Origin of the sequence: Gardnerella sp. DNF01204 (assembly GCF_049244145.1) — a bacterium.
GTDB lineage: Bacteria > Actinomycetota > Actinomycetes > Actinomycetales > Bifidobacteriaceae > Bifidobacterium > Bifidobacterium vaginale.
Genome location: NZ_CP058379.1, coordinates 914,806 through 934,329, shown reverse-complemented (window position 1 = coordinate 934,329; position 19,524 = coordinate 914,806). Strand labels below are relative to the sequence as shown.

19 protein-coding genes and 2 tRNA genes are annotated in these 19,524 nt (G+C 38.6%); 20 read left to right on the top strand and 1 reads right to left on the bottom strand.

Annotated elements, in window-relative coordinates:
• Window positions 1–133 precede the first annotated feature (133 nt).
• From HXT46_RS03655 to HXT46_RS03625, 7 genes are all read left to right on the top strand, one after another.
• A tRNA-His gene (locus HXT46_RS03655) sits at window positions 134–209 on the top strand.
• A 194-nt stretch (window positions 210–403) separates the two neighbouring features.
• Entirely contained in the window at window positions 404–3,157 is a 2,754-nt protein-coding gene (locus tag HXT46_RS03650) for a DNA translocase FtsK 4TM domain-containing protein (protein WP_421785642.1), read from the top strand.
• A gap of 63 nt (window positions 3,158–3,220) precedes the next feature.
• A complete protein-coding gene (gene pgsA, locus HXT46_RS03645; RefSeq protein WP_004113615.1) occupies window positions 3,221–3,835 on the top strand; it encodes a CDP-diacylglycerol--glycerol-3-phosphate 3-phosphatidyltransferase in 615 nt (204 codons plus the stop codon).
• Between the two features lie 7 nt (window positions 3,836–3,842).
• Window positions 3,843–4,559: a CinA family protein gene (locus HXT46_RS03640; RefSeq protein ID WP_004117772.1), complete on the top strand. Its 717-nt coding sequence runs from the start codon at window positions 3,843–3,845 to the stop codon at window positions 4,557–4,559.
• Entirely contained in the window at window positions 4,546–4,779 is a 234-nt protein-coding gene (locus HXT46_RS03635) for a DUF3046 domain-containing protein (RefSeq protein ID WP_004113620.1), read from the top strand. The genes HXT46_RS03640 and HXT46_RS03635 overlap by 14 nt, the downstream gene beginning before the upstream one ends.
• A gap of 212 nt (window positions 4,780–4,991) precedes the next feature.
• Complete coding sequence (recA, locus tag HXT46_RS03630; RefSeq protein WP_004113623.1) at window positions 4,992–6,146, top strand: recombinase RecA; 1,155 nt, start codon at window positions 4,992–4,994, stop codon at window positions 6,144–6,146.
• An 86-nt stretch (window positions 6,147–6,232) separates the two neighbouring features.
• Window positions 6,233–6,958 carry a regulatory protein RecX gene (locus tag HXT46_RS03625; protein WP_004117774.1) on the top strand — a complete coding sequence of 242 codons (726 nt, stop codon included), beginning with the start codon at window positions 6,233–6,235 and terminating at the stop codon, window positions 6,956–6,958.
• A 10-nt stretch (window positions 6,959–6,968) separates the two neighbouring features.
• On the opposite strand, the gene thrC is transcribed toward HXT46_RS03625, so the two are convergent.
• Entirely contained in the window at window positions 6,969–8,486 is a 1,518-nt protein-coding gene (gene thrC / locus HXT46_RS03620) for a threonine synthase (RefSeq protein ID WP_004117776.1), read from the bottom strand.
• A gap of 72 nt (window positions 8,487–8,558) precedes the next feature.
• On the opposite strand from thrC, the gene HXT46_RS03615 reads away from it, so the two are divergent.
• The 13 genes from HXT46_RS03615 to HXT46_RS03555 all read left to right on the top strand — a co-directional run bounded on the left by HXT46_RS03615 (window position 8,559) and on the right by HXT46_RS03555 (window position 19,474).
• Entirely contained in the window at window positions 8,559–9,917 is a 1,359-nt protein-coding gene (locus HXT46_RS03615) for a glutamate-5-semialdehyde dehydrogenase (RefSeq protein ID WP_080576954.1), read from the top strand.
• A gap of 49 nt (window positions 9,918–9,966) precedes the next feature.
• Window positions 9,967–10,542, top strand: a complete 576-nt coding sequence (locus HXT46_RS03610; RefSeq protein ID WP_004117780.1) for a hypothetical protein — start codon at window positions 9,967–9,969, stop codon at window positions 10,540–10,542.
• Between the two features lie 49 nt (window positions 10,543–10,591).
• Complete coding sequence (gene nadD / locus HXT46_RS03605) at window positions 10,592–11,428, top strand: nicotinate-nucleotide adenylyltransferase (protein WP_004117782.1); 837 nt, start codon at window positions 10,592–10,594, stop codon at window positions 11,426–11,428.
• A 126-nt stretch (window positions 11,429–11,554) separates the two neighbouring features.
• Window positions 11,555–12,577: a ribose-phosphate diphosphokinase gene (locus tag HXT46_RS03600; RefSeq protein ID WP_032833905.1), complete on the top strand. Its 1,023-nt coding sequence runs from the start codon at window positions 11,555–11,557 to the stop codon at window positions 12,575–12,577.
• A 76-nt stretch (window positions 12,578–12,653) separates the two neighbouring features.
• Window positions 12,654–12,724: transfer RNA gene (locus tag HXT46_RS03595), tRNA-Gln, on the top strand.
• Between the two features lie 106 nt (window positions 12,725–12,830).
• Entirely contained in the window at window positions 12,831–13,493 is a 663-nt protein-coding gene (locus tag HXT46_RS03590; protein ID WP_014554568.1) for a CDP-alcohol phosphatidyltransferase family protein, read from the top strand.
• A 65-nt stretch (window positions 13,494–13,558) separates the two neighbouring features.
• Window positions 13,559–14,317 (top strand): YebC/PmpR family DNA-binding transcriptional regulator, encoded by a 759-nt coding sequence (locus tag HXT46_RS03585; RefSeq protein ID WP_004113651.1) that lies wholly within the window; start codon window positions 13,559–13,561, stop codon window positions 14,315–14,317.
• 6 nt (window positions 14,318–14,323) lie between these two features.
• Window positions 14,324–14,905, top strand: coding sequence for a crossover junction endodeoxyribonuclease RuvC (ruvC, locus tag HXT46_RS03580; protein ID WP_004113652.1), 582 nt, complete (start codon window positions 14,324–14,326; stop codon window positions 14,903–14,905).
• 48 nt (window positions 14,906–14,953) lie between these two features.
• On the top strand, window positions 14,954–15,592 hold the full coding sequence (gene ruvA, locus HXT46_RS03575; protein ID WP_421785639.1) for a Holliday junction branch migration protein RuvA: 639 nt from the start codon (window positions 14,954–14,956) through the stop codon (window positions 15,590–15,592).
• A 6-nt stretch (window positions 15,593–15,598) separates the two neighbouring features.
• Entirely contained in the window at window positions 15,599–16,660 is a 1,062-nt protein-coding gene (gene ruvB / locus HXT46_RS03570) for a Holliday junction branch migration DNA helicase RuvB (RefSeq protein WP_004113654.1), read from the top strand.
• A gap of 68 nt (window positions 16,661–16,728) precedes the next feature.
• The gene (yajC, locus tag HXT46_RS03565) at window positions 16,729–17,145 is read left to right on the top strand and encodes a preprotein translocase subunit YajC (protein WP_004138065.1); all 417 of its coding nucleotides are present in this window, start codon (window positions 16,729–16,731) and stop codon (window positions 17,143–17,145) included.
• A gap of 18 nt (window positions 17,146–17,163) precedes the next feature.
• Window positions 17,164–17,745 (top strand): adenine phosphoribosyltransferase, encoded by a 582-nt coding sequence (locus HXT46_RS03560; RefSeq protein WP_004125952.1) that lies wholly within the window; start codon window positions 17,164–17,166, stop codon window positions 17,743–17,745.
• Between the two features lie 133 nt (window positions 17,746–17,878).
• A complete protein-coding gene (locus HXT46_RS03555) occupies window positions 17,879–19,474 on the top strand; it encodes a DUF6350 family protein (RefSeq protein WP_020759731.1) in 1,596 nt (531 codons plus the stop codon).
• Window positions 19,475–19,524: the final 50 nt, after the last annotated feature.

Sequence of the window (19,524 nt, the reverse complement as noted above, 5' to 3'; positions counted from 1 at the left end):
AACTATATTCTTACATTACGCAATGTCGAATTGTCGTGCGACGCGCCGAATGAAGATTGACTAGCATAAATTTAAAAAATCGTGTATAGTATTCCTCTGTTGTGCGATTCCCGAAGGGTTTCGCGCCATAATGGTGGCTATAGCTCAGTTGGTAGAGCATCTGATTGTGGTTCAGAAGGTCGCGCGTTCAAGCCGCGTTAGCCACCCCATTTTTTCGGCTGGTTTCAGCCGAATTTTTTTTTATGCTAGATTATTTTTTACTTTGAGTATCATTCTTTTTGCAATTAGATTTTTTAATTTATCAGTACACGTTTATGCCCGTATATTAGTACACGTTGGGGTAGAATAATGTGGATTGCATAATTTGTTATGTTTCATAAATTTATGTTTAAGGAGCTTATATATGGCAGGTAGGGGCGGTAAGTCATCAAAGTCGTCATCAAATGTATCTTATGATGAACCTTTTTGGGAATCCGCGCTGCTTTTTGTTCCGCGACTTGTTGGTAAAGTAGTACGTTCGCTTTTTGGTGTGGGAGAATACGACGAAGCATACCGCAGAGATGGATTGTGCTTTGTAATGATTATTATTGCTATTCTTTTCTGCGCATCGGAATGGTTTAGAGTTAGTGGTTTTATAGGCGTTGCTTTTCACTTCGCAGCATCTGCAGTTTTTGGAGTTATGAGCATTGTTTTACCAGTTTGGTTATTTGCTGTAGCAATTAGACTAATGAGAAATAGTGGATCAAAATCAGGTAACCCACGTGTTATAGGTGGTTTTGTTCTTATTTTGTGGTCTATATGTTCTATTTTAGATATTTTATTTGCTAGTAAAAATCAACATTTTCACATAGAAGATTTGCAAAAATCTGGTGGATTATTAGGTTTTTCTCTTGGTTCTCCTTTAGCTTGGGGATTATCTAGGACTTTTGCTCTAGTGATTTTTGTTATTATCGCAATTTTTTCGTTTTTGATGATTTTAAAATTGCATGTTACAGACATAACGCAGTTTATATTTTCTGCTTTTTCTAAAGATAGTAAAGATAGTAAAGACGATAATTCTGAGGAAGATTCATACGATAATGATTCTAAGGATGATGATAAAACACTTGAATTTGCTGATGGAGTGCCAACTCATGATGATTCTGACAAATCTGAAAAGTCTCGCAGATCTTTGCATAATTCGTTAATTTCTAAATTATGGAATTCACTATTTGGAACTAAGAAAAAAGATAGTAATAATGAGCTTTTAGATGAGTATGCTGGAGATGATGCTTTTCTCTGTGCATCTTCAAAAGATGGCGGTAGTAATTTCGAATCAAATAATGCTGATCGCACGAATATTCATGATGGTGATCTTAATAATCAATCGCAAGGTTATGAGAATACGGTTGATAAATCACATAATCGTGAGTCTCCTAGGTCTGTATCTTCAAGTGGTTCTTCTGCGAATTCTAATTCTTGGAAAACATCTCCAGAATTATATATTGATGAATTCCCTAAGGCTCCTATAAGCACCAGCGAGCAATATTCTTCTGATCCTTGGGGAAATATGCCTGCTCAGCAATTAGATAAATATAGGTCATCGCAAGAAAATAATAGTGATAGCGCTGCTGGCAAAGATATATACGATTCAAATCATAGTGATTCTAATGTTTATGAAGATGAACCTTATATTCTACCAGATTTGAACATACTTGTTCATGGAAAGTCTCATGCAACAAGAACACCAGCGAATGATCGTGTGATTCGAGCTTTAACTTCTACCTTTGAACAATTTGAGGTAGATGCGAAGGTTATTGGCTTCTTAAGAGGTCCTTCTGTAACTCAATATGAAGTTGAGTTAGGATCTGGAGTAAAAGTAGAGAAGGTAACGAATCTTCAAAAGAATATTGCGTATGCTGTAGCAAGTACTGATGTGCGTATTCTCTCTCCAATTCCGGGCAAGTCTGCAATTGGTATTGAGATCCCGAATGTAGATAGAGAGATTGTAAATCTGGGAGATGTTCTTAGGTCTGATAAAGCGCGCCAAGATCCAAACCCTATGCTTACAGGTGTTGGTAAGGATGTTGAGGGTCATTTCGTAACGGCAGCTCTCGATAAAATGCCGCATTTGCTTGTTGCAGGTGCTACAGGATCTGGTAAGTCGAGTTTTATTAACTCGATGCTCACTTCTATTATCATGCGAGCAACACCTGAACAGGTTCGTATGATTTTGGTAGATCCTAAGAGAGTAGAGCTTTCTGCATACGCTGGCATTCCGCATTTGCTCACACCGATTATTACGGATCCTAAGAAGGCTGCGCAGGCTCTCGAGTGGGTTGTTAAAGAGATGGACGCGCGCTACGACGACTTGCAATTCTTCGGCTTCCGCCATGTTAAAGATTTCAACAAGGCTGTGCGTGAAGGAAAAGTTCATGCTCCGGCTGGTTCTAATCGAAAAGTTGCTCCATACCCGTATTTGCTTGTGGTTGTAGACGAGATGGCTGATTTGATGATGGTTGCTAAGAACGATGTGGAAAGTTCTATTCAGCGTATTACTCAGCTTGCTCGAGCTGCAGGAGTGCATTTGGTTCTTGCTACTCAGCGCCCATCTGTTGACGTTGTAACAGGCTTGATTAAAGCAAATATTCCTTCTCGCTTGGCTTTTGCTACTTCATCTGCAACTGATTCCAGGGTTATTCTCGATACTGTTGGTGCAGAAACTTTGATTGGTCAAGGTGACGCTTTGTTCCTTCCAATGGGTGCTGCTAAGCCTCAGCGTGTGCAGGGCTCGTGGGTGAGTGAATCTGAAATCCGCAGGGCTGTGGAGTATGTTCGCACTCAGCGCAAGCCAAAGTATCGTGAAGATATTGAACAAATGGCTCAAAAAGCGGATGCTCAAGCTCAAAGCAAGCTTAAAACTAGCGATATTGGCGACGATATGGATGAGCTGCTTCAGGCTGCAGAGCTTGTAGTAGGCGCTCAGTTTGGATCCACTTCGATGCTTCAAAGAAAATTGCGTGTTGGCTTTTCTAAAGCTGGTAGGTTAATGGATTTGCTTGAGTCGCGTGGCGTTGTTGGTCCATCCGAAGGATCTAAGGCACGTGAGGTTCTTGTGCAACCTCAAGATTTGCCTAAAGTTTTAGCATTTATTCGCGGTGAAAGTGATTCTTTGTAAAAGTTGAATTAAGTTTTGCGTTTGCTATACCATATTTGTGTAGCTTTATGGAGGTATTTATAGATGTTGAAAAACAGTAAGTCTAAATTACTTGAAGGTTGGGATTATGCTCCTAATGTAGTGACATACATAAGGATTATTCTTTCCATTCTATTTATAATCTTATATTTGGTTGCAGGTCCTTGGGGTTATACTTCTACTGCGATACGTTGGTCAGTGTTTGTTTTGTTTGTAATTGCAGCTTCTACAGATAAATTAGATGGTTGGATGGCTAGAAAATACAATCAGGTAACTGAGCTTGGTAAATTACTAGATCCTATAGCAGATAAGCTTCTTATGCTTTCCGCGCTTATTATTGCGTCAGCTTTTGGAGAACTATATTGGTGGATTACTGCTTTGTTTGTTATTCGTGAAATTGGCATAACTATTTTACGATTCTATGTTATAAATAAGGGCGGTAAAGTGATTGCAGCATCTTCTGCTGGAAAGTTTAAGACACTTTCTCAGTCAATTGGTATTGCAATGCTTCTCGTTCCTATTGTTCCTATTTTCTGCGCAAATGATATTCCACTTTGGGTGATTTGCTATTACTCCATTGCTTACGGTTTGATTGGAATTGCAATAGGTTTTGCTACTTACTCTGGTATTCTTTATGTGAACGACGCTTTGAAGCATTGATATAGATATGTGTAGTGACTCTGTTAGTGTTTTAGCTAGTGAGATTCTTGATTTTTGCGATGCACATTCTTTGCATATCGCATGTGCTGAGTCTCTGACTGGGGGTCTTCTTTCAGATTCGTTTGTAAAGATTCCTGGCGCTTCTAGAGTTTTTCTTGGATCTGCTGTTACTTACGATATTCGTGAAAAATCTAAGATACTTGGTGTGGATTGCGATTTATTAAAATCGTGTGGTGCTGTAGATGCGCGAGTAGCAAAGCAAATGGCGTTTGGTGCAGCAAGATTATACAGTGGATCTGGTTGGTGTTATAAGCGTTTTGAGCAACAAAAAGATGTTGACAATCCTGATTTTCCTATTATTGGATTGTCAACTACTGGTGTTGCTGGACCTGGTTCTGATGCTGGTAAGCCAGCTGGGTTGGCGTATATTGGTGTTTTTGTTCCAACTGTTACAGATAAATCTTGCTATTCGCTTGACCCTGATGCGATTTCTTGCAAGTTTAATAGAATAAAAAATTGCGTTTTTGATTGTAAGTGTGGAAAAATTAGTAATTTCTCCTTGGAGAAATGTGATTTTTATTCTTGTGATTTAGGATTGTTGATTTCTGCTCAATTAAATATTTCTGGTAATCGTGAAGAAGTTCGAAACGGTGTCGTTTATGCGTTAATCAAAATTCTGCATTCCATAATTTTTGAAGATTGGATTTTTGATGCGCGAGCGTGAATTCTGGGAGCTTCTTGAAGAGGTATTTGGCAGGGAGTTTGGCAGGAGTATCGCAAAAGATCAGGAGCTGCAAAAACTTAATGGTATGAGTGCTCGTGAGGCGATTGATGCTGGAGTAGAGCCAAGAATTGTCTGGAATGTTTTATGTGATCACATGAATATTCCTGATAGTAAGAGGTGGGGTAAAGATCATAATGCTCCACCAATGCCTGCAAAATAGATATTTTCGTTGGAATTTCAAGTCAACACACTTGTCGAACAAATGTTCGTTTATGGTGTATAATGTCAATTGTTGGGCTTCTTGCAGCGTGATAAGTGCCTATTGTGTTATTGAGTAAAACCTTTAACCACATTGCTCTAAAACGCTTGCATAGTCATTATGTATTGCATTAACGTCAATCAATACATCGGCATGCGAAAGGAGTAGCAGATATGGCACAACAAGCAAAAAAAGGTGCAGTGGATCGTCTTATTGATGCCGACAAGGCAGATCCTCGTAGAAAAGCAGCGTTGGAAACAGCTCTTGCCAATGTTGAAAAACAATATGGTAAAGGTTCCGCAATGCGATTGGGTGATAAGCCACTACAAGACGTGGAGGTTATCCCTACTGGCTCAATAGCTCTAGATATGGCTCTAGGGATTGGTGGCGTTCCTCGTGGGCGTATTGTGGAAGTTTATGGTCCTGAATCTTCTGGTAAAACAACATTAGCTTTGCATATTGTTGCTAATGCTCAAAAGAATGGTGGTATTGCTGCATTTATTGATGCTGAGCATGCTTTAGATCCAGTTTATGCGCGTAAATTGGGTGTTGACACAGATTCTCTTATTGTTTCTCAGCCAGATAATGGTGAACAAGCATTAGAGATTGCCGACATGCTAATTCGTTCTGGTGCTTTAGATGTTATAGTAGTTGATTCTGTAGCAGCTCTTGTTCCAAAAGCGGAAATTGATGGAGACATGGGAGATAGCCATGTTGGTTTACAAGCGCGCTTAATGAGCCAAGCTTTAAGAAAAATGACTGGTGCATTGTCTCAAGCTGGAACGACAGCAATATTTATTAATCAGCTTCGTGAAAAAATTGGTGTATTCTTCGGTAATCCAGAAACAACTACTGGTGGTAAAGCTCTTAAATTCTATTCATCTGTTCGAATGGATATTAGACGAGTTTCTACTATCAAAAATGGTGAAGAGGCTGTTGGAAATCGTACTAAGGTAAAGATTGTAAAGAATAAAATGGCTCCGCCTTTTAAAACAGCAGAGTTTGATGTTCTTTACGGAGAAGGAATATCAACTGAAGGTTCTGTAATCGATATGGCTGTACAGTGCGATGTTATTAAAAAATCTGGTTCTTGGTTCACTTATGAAGGTGAACAACTTGGGCAAGGTAGGGAGAACGTTCGCCAATTCCTTAAAGATAATCCTGCTATTACAGAAGAGATTAGCGATAAAGTAAAAGTAGCGTTTGGGCTAATGAAGCCAGAAGATCAATTCGTTGAGGTAGAAGATGAAGATGACAATTCTCAGTCAGTATCATCTTCAAGTGCTGATAGTAAAACAAACACTTCAAAAGGCAGTGATGTCAAATAAAACTATATTAAATAAAATTATTAAAACAAAGTTGAGTTTAGCTGATTCACATCATATTGGCTGAGATTCAGTGAAAAGAATAGAAGATGATTAGTGTAGAGAGTTTTCTTCGCAATCATAAACCTGTTGATTCTTATTATTCTGCAGAAAATGAGTGTGAAAAAGCAGAAGAATCTGAAGTTAATGGTTGTGATTTAACAACAGTTGGCGTTAGTGATGCTTATGATAAGTCATTTGATAGCTTAGATAATAATCATGAAGATTATTGTGAAGAAAACTCTTCTTACGCTTTTAAGAAGTATAATTCATTTAATAGTAGAAAAGCTGCTAAAAAAGTAGATGTCAAAAAAGCCTCTGATTTCGACGATTGTAGAGAATCTGCTTTACGAATGCTAGATTATTCAGCTAGATCTTCCGATGATTTAAAGAATAGGCTCATAAATAAGGGTTACAAAGAGAATATTGTTGAATCCGTAATAATTCGTTTGGAAGAATTACATTTGGTTGACGATAAACAATATGCTAGATCCGTTATACGCTCATGTGTATCTAGATTGTTGGGAGAACGTGCGACTCGCATTGAGCTACAAAAAAAGGGCGTTTCTTCCACTGTGGCCTGTTCAACATTGCAAGAAGCTAGAGAAGACGGTGTTTTTGAAGAAGCTGCATGGGAATTAGGCAGAAAATTATCGTTAAAACTTAAAAGCCTAGACGATAATGTAAAAAGACGTAGATTCTTTTCTGCAGGAGCTAGAAAAGGTCATGATTTAAACACACTAAACGAAGTATATTATGCTTTGTTTAAGTCTTAAACCAAAATCTTTAGCAAATTTCGTTAGCGCACTTAAGAACATAATCTGGCATATCTTCGATGTTAATAACATCGTTGAATCTAGCTGTTTTATTTTTAAGTTCGCTAAGCATTTTAGGAGCGTTTGTAGAAGTTTTGCTTTCTAACAAATCCATGCAAGCAAAATCATCTAATCCTTCAACATTTAAGCCTAAAGATTCGCAAACAACCCTAGGGAACTTATACGGGCTTGCTGTGCTCAAAAGAACACGCGGAACATTAGAATCATGAGGAATATGATTCATAACAAAGTATCCGCAAGCAGTATGTGGATCAATAACATAATTATGCTTATTCCAGCATTCTTGTATGGAATCGCGAATTTGATCCTCGTTTGCCCAGCCGCAACCAAAAAGTTTCCTAATTTTAGAAAGAACATTATCTGGTATTTCAAAGGCGCCCCATTGTTGTAAATCATTCATAAGCATTTGCAACAGTCGTGTATCTTTATCGCACATGTAGTAAAGCATGCGTTCTAAATTAGAAGAAACAAGAATATCCATAGACGGTGCAATTGTTTGGTTAAATGGTCGAATCTTGTTATATGTTCCACTGACCAAAAAGTCAAACAAAACATTGTTGCTGTTGCTCGCTACGATTAAGTGTTTTACAGGAAGACCAAGAATTTTCGCGTAATATCCAGCAAGAATATTTCCAAAATTGCCAGTAGGGACACAAAATTCCACTTCATTACCAAGTTCAATAACGCCTTGTTCAACAAGCTTAGAATAAGCGTAGAAGTAGTAAACAACTTGAGGAATAAGTCTTCCAATATTAATCGAATTAGCAGAAGAAAGCAGTGCGTGATTATTGTTTTCAACCGTTTCATTAATTGAATTGTTAGTAAATATTTGTTTAACGCCGCTTTGCGCATCGTCAAAATTTCCTCTAACAGCGCATACTTTTACGTTATTTCCACTTTGAGTTGTCATTTGCAATTCTTGAATTTTACTTACTTTACCTTCTGGGTAAAAAGTGACCATAGAAGTGCCTTCAATATCCGCAAACCCAGCTAACGCAGCTTTTCCTGTATCTCCCGAAGTGGCGGTAAGAATCATAACATTTTTATTAGAATCAGATACATTTTTTGTGTGACTAATGAATTGCGGCAAAATCTGCAAAGCAACATCTTTAAAAGCACATGTAGGACCGTGGAAAAGCTCTAGAACAAAATCATTATTATTTCCAAGAGTCTTTAGAGGAGTAATTTCACTATCTTCCCACTGACTTCCATAAGCATTTTCAACGCACTCATCAAGCTCGCTAGACGTAAAATCTGGAAGGAGAATTTGAAGAACGTCTTTAGCAATATGTTTATAAGTTTTCCCAGAAAGATTAGAAATATCATAACGAGTTTCACCAAGGCAATCCGTAACAAACAAGCCACCATCATCTGCTATTCCTCTACGAATAGCTTGCTTCGATGTATAGGTTTTAGAGTTTGACCTAGTGCTGTGAAACATAACTGTATTCGTAGTGTTTTCTGCCATGATTCCTCCATTCGTGCTAATTGGTATACATGTTACCTGAAGAGGTGGAGCCTAAGTACTGCTATTGCTAATATGTTCAATATGATTAATCTTGATACAAAGTTAGATGAAACGCATAGTAATGCACAAAACAATATGTCTAAAGATTATGGGGACTCTATAGATTCTATTGTTTTTTCTAGAGCGGATGCTTCGCGAATAGCACAGCGTGAATTTGCTAAAGCTAATACCAATTTTAAAAATAATCTTCTAAATGCTATTGCTGATTCTATTGAAAATAATGCAGAATTTATTGAAGAAGCAAATAAGCAAGACTTAGAAAAAGCTCAAAAAAATGGTATGGATGCTGGAAAACTAGACAGACTTAAATTTGATGAAGAAAGAATATTCCAATCTGCAAAAAGTATTAGAAAAATAGCGCAATTACAAGATCCTGTTGGAGAAGTTGTTCGTGGATACACGCTAGAAAATGGTCTTAGGCTTTCTCAAGTAAGAGTGCCAATAGGCGTAATGGGAATTATTTACGAAGCTAGACCAAATGTGACTGTTGACGTTGCATCTTTGTGCATAAAATCTTCAAATGCTGTAATTTTAAGAGGCGGTAGTGCAGCTGAGCGCACGAACCATGCGACAATTTCTGTAATCAAGCAAGTATTAAAAGATTTTGGTGTAAGTGGAAATCTTATAGAATCTGTTGATGATCTTGGAAGAAGTGGAGCAACGTCAATGATGCATGCTCATGGTCATATTGATGTTCTTGTTCCTAGAGGAAGTGCAAATCTAATCGCTGCAGTTGTTAAAGAGTCAACAGTTCCAGTTATAGAAACTGGAGCTGGAAATGTTCATATTTACGTGGATAAAACAGCAGATTTTGAAAAAGCGATACAAATTATTGTAAATGCAAAAACTCAAAGAGTTGGAGTTTGTAATGCTGCAGAAAAATTGCTTGTAAATCAAGATATTGCTAAAGATTTTCTGCCAAGAATTGCAAGCGAGTTAGCTAAACATAATGTTTTGATTCATGCTGATGAAAAATCCTACAATATTCTATTCGATTCAAATATCAATGGTTTGCAGTTAGAACATGCAAATGATGATGATTGGAATCGTGAATATTTGTCTTTGCAAATAGGAGTAAAGATTGTAAAAGATGTTGAGGATGCTGCGAATCATATTACAAAGTATTCAACGGGGCATACTGAGACGATTATTTCTGAAGATTATTTAACAATCAATAATTTTGTGTCATCTGTAGACTCAGCTGTTGTTATGGTAAATGCTTCAACAAGATTTACGGATGGCGGCGAATTTGGTTTTGGAGCTGAGCTTGGCATTTCTACTCAAAAATTACATGCCAGGGGTCCGATGGGTTTGAGAGAAATGACAACCACAAAGTGGATTGGTTATGGAGATGGTCAAATAAGAGCTTGATGTTATAAATTGTGACAGATAATAAGGTATTAAGAGTAAGGTTATGAGTATGCCAAATACACAGGAATCAACTAAATCAGATATTGTATACGCGAAAAGCGAATCATATGGTGTGTCTGATTTCAATGTTTTAGATGCTTTAGATATTTCCGCTGAGCGTTTATCCATAGTTCGCTATGTGTTTTTAGTGCAAATTGAAGATGGTATTGCGTCTGCATCTCAAAGATCTTCTCTTGAATATGCTGATGCAATATTAATGGGTTGGCCAGATAGGGATAATCGTACTATTTTCAAGCCTCAGGATAATGCTGCTTTAGATGAGATTAATAAGAATTTGAGAAAAATGGAAGATAATATATCTCAATTCAGTAATCTTGAGCGTTGCGGTGAAGTAGATAATATGGCAGATATTCTTATTAAGATTACAGAATCTGTTGCAAAGATTAGAAGTATTTTCCAGCCTGATTTTCCTCTTCCAACATTTGAGGAGATTAAACGGGTTGTTCAAGATGAGTGGAATGAGGAAATGGGCAATATTAATCCTGATAAGGCGAACGTTGCCTCTAGCGTTATCGGTGAAGCTAAGGCAGATGATGCTGCTGATTTGCTTGATGGTGCAAAATAATCATGATGCTTGATTTTGTGTATTTTGAACAAAATGTGGAAATGAATTAATGCAAAATAATCTAAACAACTCTAAAGTTGATTCCCAAAATAGTATTAAGTCAGAAGTAAAAGATTTTTCTGAAGAGCGCAGAATGTCTGACTTGTTCCAAGGGTCTTTTAATGGCACTGAGGCTGCGCCGCCTGTTGTGGTAGGTGTTGTTAAACACCGTCAATCTGCTAGAGGTAATGTTCATCAGCGCCAACGAATAGGGATCATGGGCGGCACTTTTGACCCTATTCACAACGGCCACTTGGTAGCAGCTTCTGAAGTTGCATGGGTTTATGATCTAGACGAAGTTATTTTTGTTCCTACAGGAAAGCCTGTTTTTAAACTTGATAAGAAGGTTACTAACGCAGAAGATCGATATTTGATGACTGTGATTGCAACTGCTTCTAATCCCAAGTTCACAGTTTCCAGAGTGGATATTGATAGACCAGGTGTTACTTATACAATTGATACGCTTCGCGATATTCGATCTCAGCATCCAGATGCTGAACTTTTCTTTATTACAGGCGCGGATGCTATTGCGGAGATTATGCAATGGAAAGATGCTAGAGAACTGTGGAATTTGGCTAGATTTGTGGCTGTTACTCGTCCTGGGTATTCTAGTCCAGAAAAGTTTACTCAAATTGAGGCTCATGTGTATTCAGCGGATTCTTGTGACGATATGATTAATTGTCACAGTCATCGTTTCCCAGTTGACATTTTGGAAATCCCAGCACTAGCAATTTCTTCTACTGATGTTCGTAAGCGAGCTGAGCACGGGGAGCCTGTATGGTATTTGGTTCCAGATGGAGTTGTTCAATACATTGTTAAGCATGGTTTATACAGACGCGATTTGTGATTATTTGGAATCTTTTGCAATGATTTGTTGTGTATGAAACGGCTTAATGATTATAGTCTGCGCAAATAGATAGTATTAATCACAGTCCGTTTTTTGTGGGCTGTTAGTGAACTAGCGTTTGGAGATATGGTGAGCATCGTCCTTGAAGGAAAGCCAGATAAAAACCTTGTTCTCGTAACTGGTCGCGCGCATCCGAAGCTTGCTCGAGATGTTGCAAATCAGCTTGGTATAGAAGTATTGGAAACAACAGCATATGATTTTGCTAATGGCGAGATGTATGTTCGTTACACTCAGTCTGTGCGAGGAACAGACGTGTTTGTGTTGCAAAGTCATAGTGACCCTGTTAACAAGTCCATTATGGAACAGTTAATTATGATCGACGCATTAAAGCGCGCGTCTGCTCGTTCTATTACCGCTGTGTGCCCGTTGCTTGGATATTCTAGACAAGATAAAAAGCATCGCGGTCGTGAGCCTATTTCTTGCCGCTTGATGTTTGATTTGCTTAAAACAGCAGGCGCAGATCGAATCATGAGCGTTGACTTGCATGCGGCACAATCGCAAGGATTCTTCGATGGTCCTGTAGACCATTTGATTGCTATGCCAGTGCTGGTTGATTACGTTCGAGATCGTTTCAGCGAAGATTTAGGAAACGTTACCGTTGTTTCGCCAGACGCAGGTCGAATCCGAGTTGCAGAACAGTGGGCGCAACGTTTAGGCGGAGGTCCATTGGCTTTTGTTCATAAGACTAGAGATATTACTCGTCCAAATCAGGCTGTAGCAAATCGTGTTGTTGGTGATGTTGCTGGGCGTGATTGTGTTATGGTTGATGATTTAATTGACACTGCTGGAACAATTGCAGGCGCTTGTAATGTTCTTAAGGACGCTGGTGCAAAGTCTGTTACGGTTGTTGCAACTCACGGAGTGCTTTCTGGTCCTGCAGTTGAACGTTTAAAGAATTGCGGAGCTAGGGAAGTGGTGTTAACGGATACTGTTCCAATTCCAGAAGAAAAGCGTTGGGATGGGTTAACTGTTCTTTCAATTGCCCCACTTTTGGCAAGTGCTATTAAAGCTGTGTTTGAAGATGGGTCTGTTGCAAAGCTGTTTGACACTTATCCAGAGCATCATGGCAAGGGGTTCTTCTTTGCATAAATCCTATTTCGCCACGCCAAACTTGACGATGTCAATTGTTATGGCATAATAGTGACTTGGCGGTTTTTTCCGCCGTTCCCTCATGGTGTAATGGCAGCACACGGGTCTTTGGAACCCTTTGTCTTGGTTCGAATCCAGGTGAGGGAGCTAGAAATTGCGCCGCTTAATTTTAAGCGGCGTTTTTTATTAACATAGTTTGTTGATAGTGTGTGTATGAGTAGCTTGTTTAATCTAGGAAGGCGTTTTATTAGATATGTTGGAATCTTTAAGAGGTGGATTCAAGCGTGTTATTGCGCCTATTGCTAAGCTGCTTGTAAAATTTGGCTGTACAGCAAATGGCATTACTGTTTTCGGTACTTTGGCTGTTGTAGTAACCTCAATTTTTGTTTCTATGACTGGCTGGCTTTTATTCGGTACAATTTTGCTTACGATTTTTGTCCTTGCAGATGCTTTGGATGGTTCAGTCGCTGCTTTAACTAATCAAAATGGTGGAACGAAATTTGGTGCGTTTTTGGATTCTACTTTAGATAGAATCGCTGATTGGTCTCTATTTTTGTGTGTTTGTATTTGCTTATATCGTGCTAAAAATATCAACATATGTTTATATTTGCCAGAATATGTTAATGGTTTTATAAAATATTGCGGATTGATTTGTTCGCTAATAGCAATTATGGCTGCTTTTGTAACGTCATATGCTAGAGCAAGAGGTGAGTCCGTTGGGGTGGAAGCTAAAAAAGGTTTGATTACTAGAGCAGACAGAGTGGCTATTATATTGATTTCAATGGGATTAAGTGGATTAACTGACTGGCTTTTATGGCTTAGTTTAGCCATGTTTATCCTTTGTATTGGTGGTATCATAACCGTTATACAGAGGATTTTTGAAGTTAAAAATTTGCTTAAAAATACTAGCGCATGACGATTTGTCGCTAAAGAGCATTAAAATCATCACGTTTACGTAACCGTACACTTTTTAGGAGTATCATGTCAGGTCATTCCAAGTGGGCGACCACAAAGCATAAGAAAGCCGCTATTGACGCTAAGCGCGGCAAGCTTTTCGCCAAGCTTATTAAGAATATTGAAATCGCTGCTCGTCTTGGTGGTGGAGACCCTGATGGTAACCCAACTTTGTACGATGCAATCGTTAAGGCTAAAAAAGCTTCTATGCCAGCAGATAATATTAAGCGCGCTGTTAAGCGTGGTTCTGGTGAAGAAGCAGGCGGCGCAAACTACGAAGAGATTGTTTACGAAGGCTATGCTCCAGCAGGTGTTGGATTGATTATTGAGTGCCTTACTGATAATCGCAACCGCGCTGCAGCAGACGTTCGCTCCACTCTTACAAAGGGCAATGGTTCTTTGGCTACAAGCGGTTCTGTTAGCTTCAACTTTGAGCGTAAGGGCTTGATTGAGGTTCCTAGCGAAGGCGTTGACTATAGCAAGCTTTTTGATATTGCTGCAGAAGCTGGCGCTGAAGATGTTGCTGACGACGGTGATGTGTATTCCGTATACACTGATTCTAGCGATTTGGTAACTGTTCGTAAGGCTTTGCAAGATGCTGGTTTCGACTATGATTCCGCAGAAATCGTTATGCATCCAAACAATGAGGTTGAATTGAGCTTTGAAGATGCTCAGAAAGTGTCTCGTTTGATTGACAATCTCGACGATTTGGACGATGTTCAGAATATTTACAGCAACTGGACTGCTTCAGATGAGGTTATGGCTCAGCTTGAGGAAGCAGAATAGTTTCCTATGATGATTTTGGGCGTTGATCCCGGGCTTACTCGCTGCGGGGTCGGCGTGATTGAAGCCGGCGTTTCTCGTCGGCTTTCTTTTATTCACGTCGATGTATTAAGAAGTGATCCTAAGACTTCTCAAGATTTAAGATTGCTCGAAATTTACAATGGACTGGTGGAGAAAATCGAAAGGTTTTCGCCAGATACTATTTCGATTGAGCGTGTTTTTGCTCAAGAAAATCGAAACACTGTTCTTGGTACTGCTCAAGTTGCAGGTGTTGCAATGTTGGCTGCTGCTCAGAGAGGTATTCCTGTAGCTTTGCATACTCCTACAGAGGTTAAACTCGCTGTTGCTGGAAATGGAAAGGCGGATAAAACTCAGGTAGAGCGCATGGTTGCGCGTCTTTTAAATCTTAATGTTTTACCGACTCCTGCAGATGCAGCTGATGCCTTGGCTCAAGCGATTTGTCACGCGCTTCGCCCAGCAGGGGCTTTGCAAGGAGGAGAGCGAGAGCAACATTTAACTGAGGCTCAACGAAAGTGGGCTGCTTCTTTGCGTTCTGCTAGCAGACATTCTTCTGTCGGACGTGACATGTAGTATGTTTTATAGAACAGATGTTCTATTTATCTAGAAAGGTGAGCGCTGATGATTGGTATGCTTAGCGGCGTTATTGAATCAGTTGATTCTCGATGTGCGCTTATCTGTGTTAGTGGTGTTGGCTATGAAGTTTATATGCCATCCTCTGATTTGGCTGCGCTGCATGAAGGTCAAGATGTTAAGGTTTATACGTCTTTACAAGTAAGTCAAGATGCTGTTACTTTGTATGGTTTTACAAGTATGCCTGCCAAGCGTATTTTTCTTCAAATTCAGCAGAAAGTTAGTGGTGTTGGTCCTAAAGTTGCTCTTTCTTTACTTTCCACTTTAAATGTGAATCGTTTATTGCAGGCTATTGCATATGGCGATATCACCGCATTGTCTTCTGCTCCAGGATTAGGTAAAAAGGGTGCTCAAAAAATTATCCTCGAGCTTAAAGGCTCTATTGACGTATCTCAATTAAATGAAGATGATACTTCTAAAGATTCAAAATCTTATAAAAAGGAATTTGATGAATCTGTCATCAGCAAGGTTGTCGATGGACTTATGTCTTTAGGGTGGAAGCAGTCAGATGCTCAAAGAGCGGTTGAAAACGTGTGTAATAGTGAAAAAATTGCTCTGCCAATCAGTGATTCAGATATGCCTAATGTTTTGCGTATGGCATTGGCAGCGTTAGATAGAGGCAGGTGATGATTCATGAGTTTGGATGAAGGAATCGACGTACAAGCTTTAAATACTGGCGTATCCGAAGATTCATTAAGAATTGTTTCATCATCTCCTATAGGAAATGAACAGATTAGCGATGAAGAATTAAGACCTCATGCTCTAGATGGATTTATTGGACAGCCTCTTTTAAAGGCGCAGTTACAACTTTTTTTGGATGCTGCAAGATTGCGTGATGTTCCTCCAGATCACATGTTGCTTGCAGGTCCTCCTGGGCTTGGAAAAACAACATTAGCAATGATTGTTGCTAATGAGTTAGGCGTATCTATTAGAGTTACGTCTGGTCCTGCTATTCAACATGCTGGTGATTTAGCATCAATTTTGAGTTCTCTTGATACTGGTGAAGTACTGTTTATTGATGAGATTCATCGTTTGCCTCGAGCTGCAGAAGAGTTGCTTTATATCGCTATGGAAGATTTCCGAGTTGATGTTATGGTTGGCAAAGGACCAGGGGCGTCTTCTATACCTCTTACATTGCCGCATTTTACTGTGGTTGGTGCTACTACGCGCGAAGGTATGCTTCCTTCTCCGCTTAGAGCACGTTTTGGTTTTACGGCTCACTTGGATTTTTATCCTCACGATGAGTTGGAAAAACTGATTGAACGTTCATCTGTTCTTCTTGGTGTTCATCTTGTTGATCAAGCAGCTAAAGAACTTGCTATTCGTTCCAGAGGAACGCCTAGAATCGCAAATCGACTGTTAAGACGCGTACGCGATTGGGCAGTTGTGCATAATCTTAAAGATGTAAATCGCGAGTCTGTAATAGAAGCCTTATCGTTGTATCAGATTGATACTCAAGGTCTTGACCGTCTAGATATTGCGGTTTTGAAAGCTATTGTGAATCAATTTAATGGTGGTCCAGTTGGGCTTAATAATTTGGCTGCAATGGTTGGAGAAGAGGCAGAAACTGTAGAAACCGTTTGTGAGCCATATTTAGTGCGTGAAGGGTTCCTTATTAGGACTCCTAAAGGTCGTGTTGCCACTGAAAAAGCTTGGCAACACTTAGGTCTTAAAGCGCCTGATAATGTCAGATAGATAACATAAAATAAGTGTTTTGGACGGTGTTTTGTCCGTCTTAGGGTTGGATACATAAGGAGTTTATTGTGCCCCAATTTGTTAGCCAGTATGGCATGCTTATTGTACTCGTAATTGCCATGGTTGGTATCATGTGGTTCCAATCTCGTAATATGAAGAAGCGTCAAAATGAGTTGAAGTCCTTCCATGATTCTTTGAAACCAGGCGTTGAAGTTATAACAATTGGTGGAATTATCGGTAAGGTCGTCGTAGTTGATTCTGATCACGAAGAGATTGTTCTAGATTCAGAAGGTAGTCTACTTCGTGTGTCTTTCAGAGCTGTGAATAGAGTTTATGTTCGTGTAGATTTCAACAGCTATGACAAAGACGATGAAGCTGATAACTCGGAAGATGTTGATGCATCTGATAAAGATGAATCTCAAGAATCTAGCGAAACTGTGCAGATTCAAGAATCCAGTGAAACTGGTGAAGTCAAAGAAAACTGAGATAAGAACAATAAGATTATGACAACAACTGATATTACAGTAAAATCTTTGAAGAATGTTAGTGATGAGGATGTTAAATATTTAGCATCTCTTATTAGAACAATTCCAGGGTTTCCAAATCCAAAGATTGTTTTCCGCGATTTTCTTCCTGTTTTTGCTGATAATCGTGGTATGCGAATTCTTATTGATTCATTAGTAGATTCGTTGCCAGTTTCTAAAGATTCATTTGATTTAGTTGCTGGACTTGAGGCTCGTGGATTTTTGTTTGGTCCAGCTTTGGCTGCTCGACTCAATAAAGGTTTTGTTGCCGTAAGAAAAGCAGGTAAATTGCCTCCCGAAGTCATAAGCGAATCATATTCTCTCGAATATGGGGAAGCTAAGATAGAGATTGAGAAAGATCTTATAAAGCCTGGTCAGCGTGTTCTTATTGTTGACGATTTAATTGCTACAGGAGGAACTGCAAAAGCTGCTGCGCGACTTGTTGAAAGGTCGCAGGGCACTGTTGCTGGATTCTGCTTTGTAATGGAGTTAACAGGAATTAGCGGAATGAATGAGTTGCAATCTTATAAATGCTCTAGTTTAATGACGATGCCTGCATAAAAGTGGTGTATGAGTAGTAGCTTGTGTTGTACTTGGGCAGCTACATTTATTCATATATTGTTTTTAGGTGTAATCATAAAAAATCGAACAACTTAGATCTAACTTCAAGCGGCTAATAAGGGAGGATGATGTTATGAAAAAACTGAAGTCTTCTCTTATTAGCATTTTGAAGGGGATATCTATACCCGCTATTGCGACTTTGATTTTTGCAATAGTTGTTGGATTATTCATGTCACTAACCCTTCTTGTTATTTCTATAGAAGAAGGAACTGGTAATCTTTCCGATTCATCAATGTCGATGACGTGGGCTGCTCTTCTTTTTGCGCAAGGAGTTGGTCTAGGCTTTGATGATTTTATTCTTACAGTTATTCCACTTGGTTTGACTTCGCTTATAATTACAATGCTTGCGATTCTGATGAGAAAACTAAAAGGTGGATCGCTAGTAAATTGTATTGGTTTATTTGTTTGGGTTTTCATCAATGGAGTTATATCTCAAAATACTAATATTGAGTTATTGGATTCGTTACCAGTCATATTGTTAAAAAGCTTTTGTGTATATGCTTTTGCACAGTTAATAGCTGTTTTCCCATACAGCTCATTGTTTGTATTAATCAAAAATAATATAACAAAAAATGTTCCTGAACATATATTAAAACGCATAAAAATTTGCCTTTATTCAACCGTAATCGTGTTGTCAATTTATGCAATTATTGCATTATCAACGATTATCTTTTGGTCCATTGTTGGAGCAAGTAATGTTGAGATAGTTTTTTCAAAGTTAGGAATGCAATTAGGTTCAAGAATTTTAACCACAATTGCATGTCTGGTATGGCTTCCAAACGTTGCATTATGGGCATTATCATGGATTTCAGGTTCAGGATTTGCTATAGGATCAGTTGCTAATTTCACAATTTATGCAGTTAATCGTAAGTCTTTGCCTCCTGTTCCATTCTTTGCCATATTCCCAGACTCTATAGGTGATTCACTTTATAGGATTCTGGTTAATGGTATCGTTTTTGCCTTATGCGGCGTATTTGCGTTATTTGTGATCTTATATTCTAAGTCTTGTAATATTCGTTTGCATTTCGATAAAGATAAACTTGATTGGAAGTCTACCGTTATTGCTTTTGTGGAATCAGCTGTAGTTTTGGTATCAACTTGCATATTAGTAATACTCGTTATGAGTATACTATTCTTGTTCGCAAACGGTGATTTAGGTAAATATCGTTTATCCAATGTTGGTGTAAATGTAAGTAGAAGTGTTCGTGCTTTAGGTCATTTAACAGTATTTGGTTTTGGGTTGGCCTGGATTCTCGTTATATTTGTGTGCGCAATAATAATTTCTATTCGTGCGTTAAGTTCTAAAATTTTTGAGAAATATGATTCCATTAAGCCGTCGAATTTTAATATATTTTCCAAAAAGTTATCTGAAAATATTAGTGAAAAGTCAAAAGAAAATCAGAACATAAAATCGCAATCAAAACCAGTTGAACAGTCATGTGAAACGTCAGTAATAACTCCTAAAGAAAACAATATGTCTGAAAAGTCTGCTGATTATATGTCTTCAAAAAAAGAAAAAACGCGTTCATCTTGTTCAATTAGTCAAAATGAAACAGATAATATAAGTCAGCCGCGAAGCGTTAAATCTACTAAAAAACAACCTTTGCTTGAGAACAAAACTGATACTAGAAAACCTAGAACAGTTAGTTCGAAAGTCAATAAAAAATAATCCTCGTCCAACATCAAGGAGGAAGACCACCGTGCAACAGATACACGCGC

Coding starts and splice junctions, on each gene's coding strand:
- HXT46_RS03650 (WP_421785642.1), top strand. CDS start 404: ATGGCAGGTAGGGGCGGTAAGTCATCAAAGTCGTCATCAAATGTATCT.
- pgsA (WP_004113615.1), top strand. CDS start 3,221: ATGTTGAAAAACAGTAAGTCTAAATTACTTGAAGGTTGGGATTATGCT.
- HXT46_RS03640 (WP_004117772.1), top strand. CDS start 3,843: ATGTGTAGTGACTCTGTTAGTGTTTTAGCTAGTGAGATTCTTGATTTT.
- HXT46_RS03635 (WP_004113620.1), top strand. CDS start 4,546: ATGCGCGAGCGTGAATTCTGGGAGCTTCTTGAAGAGGTATTTGGCAGG.
- recA (WP_004113623.1), top strand. CDS start 4,992: ATGGCACAACAAGCAAAAAAAGGTGCAGTGGATCGTCTTATTGATGCC.
- HXT46_RS03625 (WP_004117774.1), top strand. CDS start 6,233: ATGATTAGTGTAGAGAGTTTTCTTCGCAATCATAAACCTGTTGATTCT.
- thrC (WP_004117776.1), bottom strand. CDS start 8,486: ATGGCAGAAAACACTACGAATACAGTTATGTTTCACAGCACTAGGTCA.
- HXT46_RS03615 (WP_080576954.1), top strand. CDS start 8,559: ATGTTCAATATGATTAATCTTGATACAAAGTTAGATGAAACGCATAGT.
- HXT46_RS03610 (WP_004117780.1), top strand. CDS start 9,967: ATGCCAAATACACAGGAATCAACTAAATCAGATATTGTATACGCGAAA.
- nadD (WP_004117782.1), top strand. CDS start 10,592: ATGCAAAATAATCTAAACAACTCTAAAGTTGATTCCCAAAATAGTATT.
- HXT46_RS03600 (WP_032833905.1), top strand. CDS start 11,555: ATGGTGAGCATCGTCCTTGAAGGAAAGCCAGATAAAAACCTTGTTCTC.
- HXT46_RS03590 (WP_014554568.1), top strand. CDS start 12,831: ATGTTGGAATCTTTAAGAGGTGGATTCAAGCGTGTTATTGCGCCTATT.
- HXT46_RS03585 (WP_004113651.1), top strand. CDS start 13,559: ATGTCAGGTCATTCCAAGTGGGCGACCACAAAGCATAAGAAAGCCGCT.
- ruvC (WP_004113652.1), top strand. CDS start 14,324: ATGATGATTTTGGGCGTTGATCCCGGGCTTACTCGCTGCGGGGTCGGC.
- ruvA (WP_421785639.1), top strand. CDS start 14,954: ATGATTGGTATGCTTAGCGGCGTTATTGAATCAGTTGATTCTCGATGT.
- ruvB (WP_004113654.1), top strand. CDS start 15,599: ATGAGTTTGGATGAAGGAATCGACGTACAAGCTTTAAATACTGGCGTA.
- HXT46_RS03560 (WP_004125952.1), top strand. CDS start 17,164: ATGACAACAACTGATATTACAGTAAAATCTTTGAAGAATGTTAGTGAT.
- HXT46_RS03555 (WP_020759731.1), top strand. CDS start 17,879: ATGAAAAAACTGAAGTCTTCTCTTATTAGCATTTTGAAGGGGATATCT.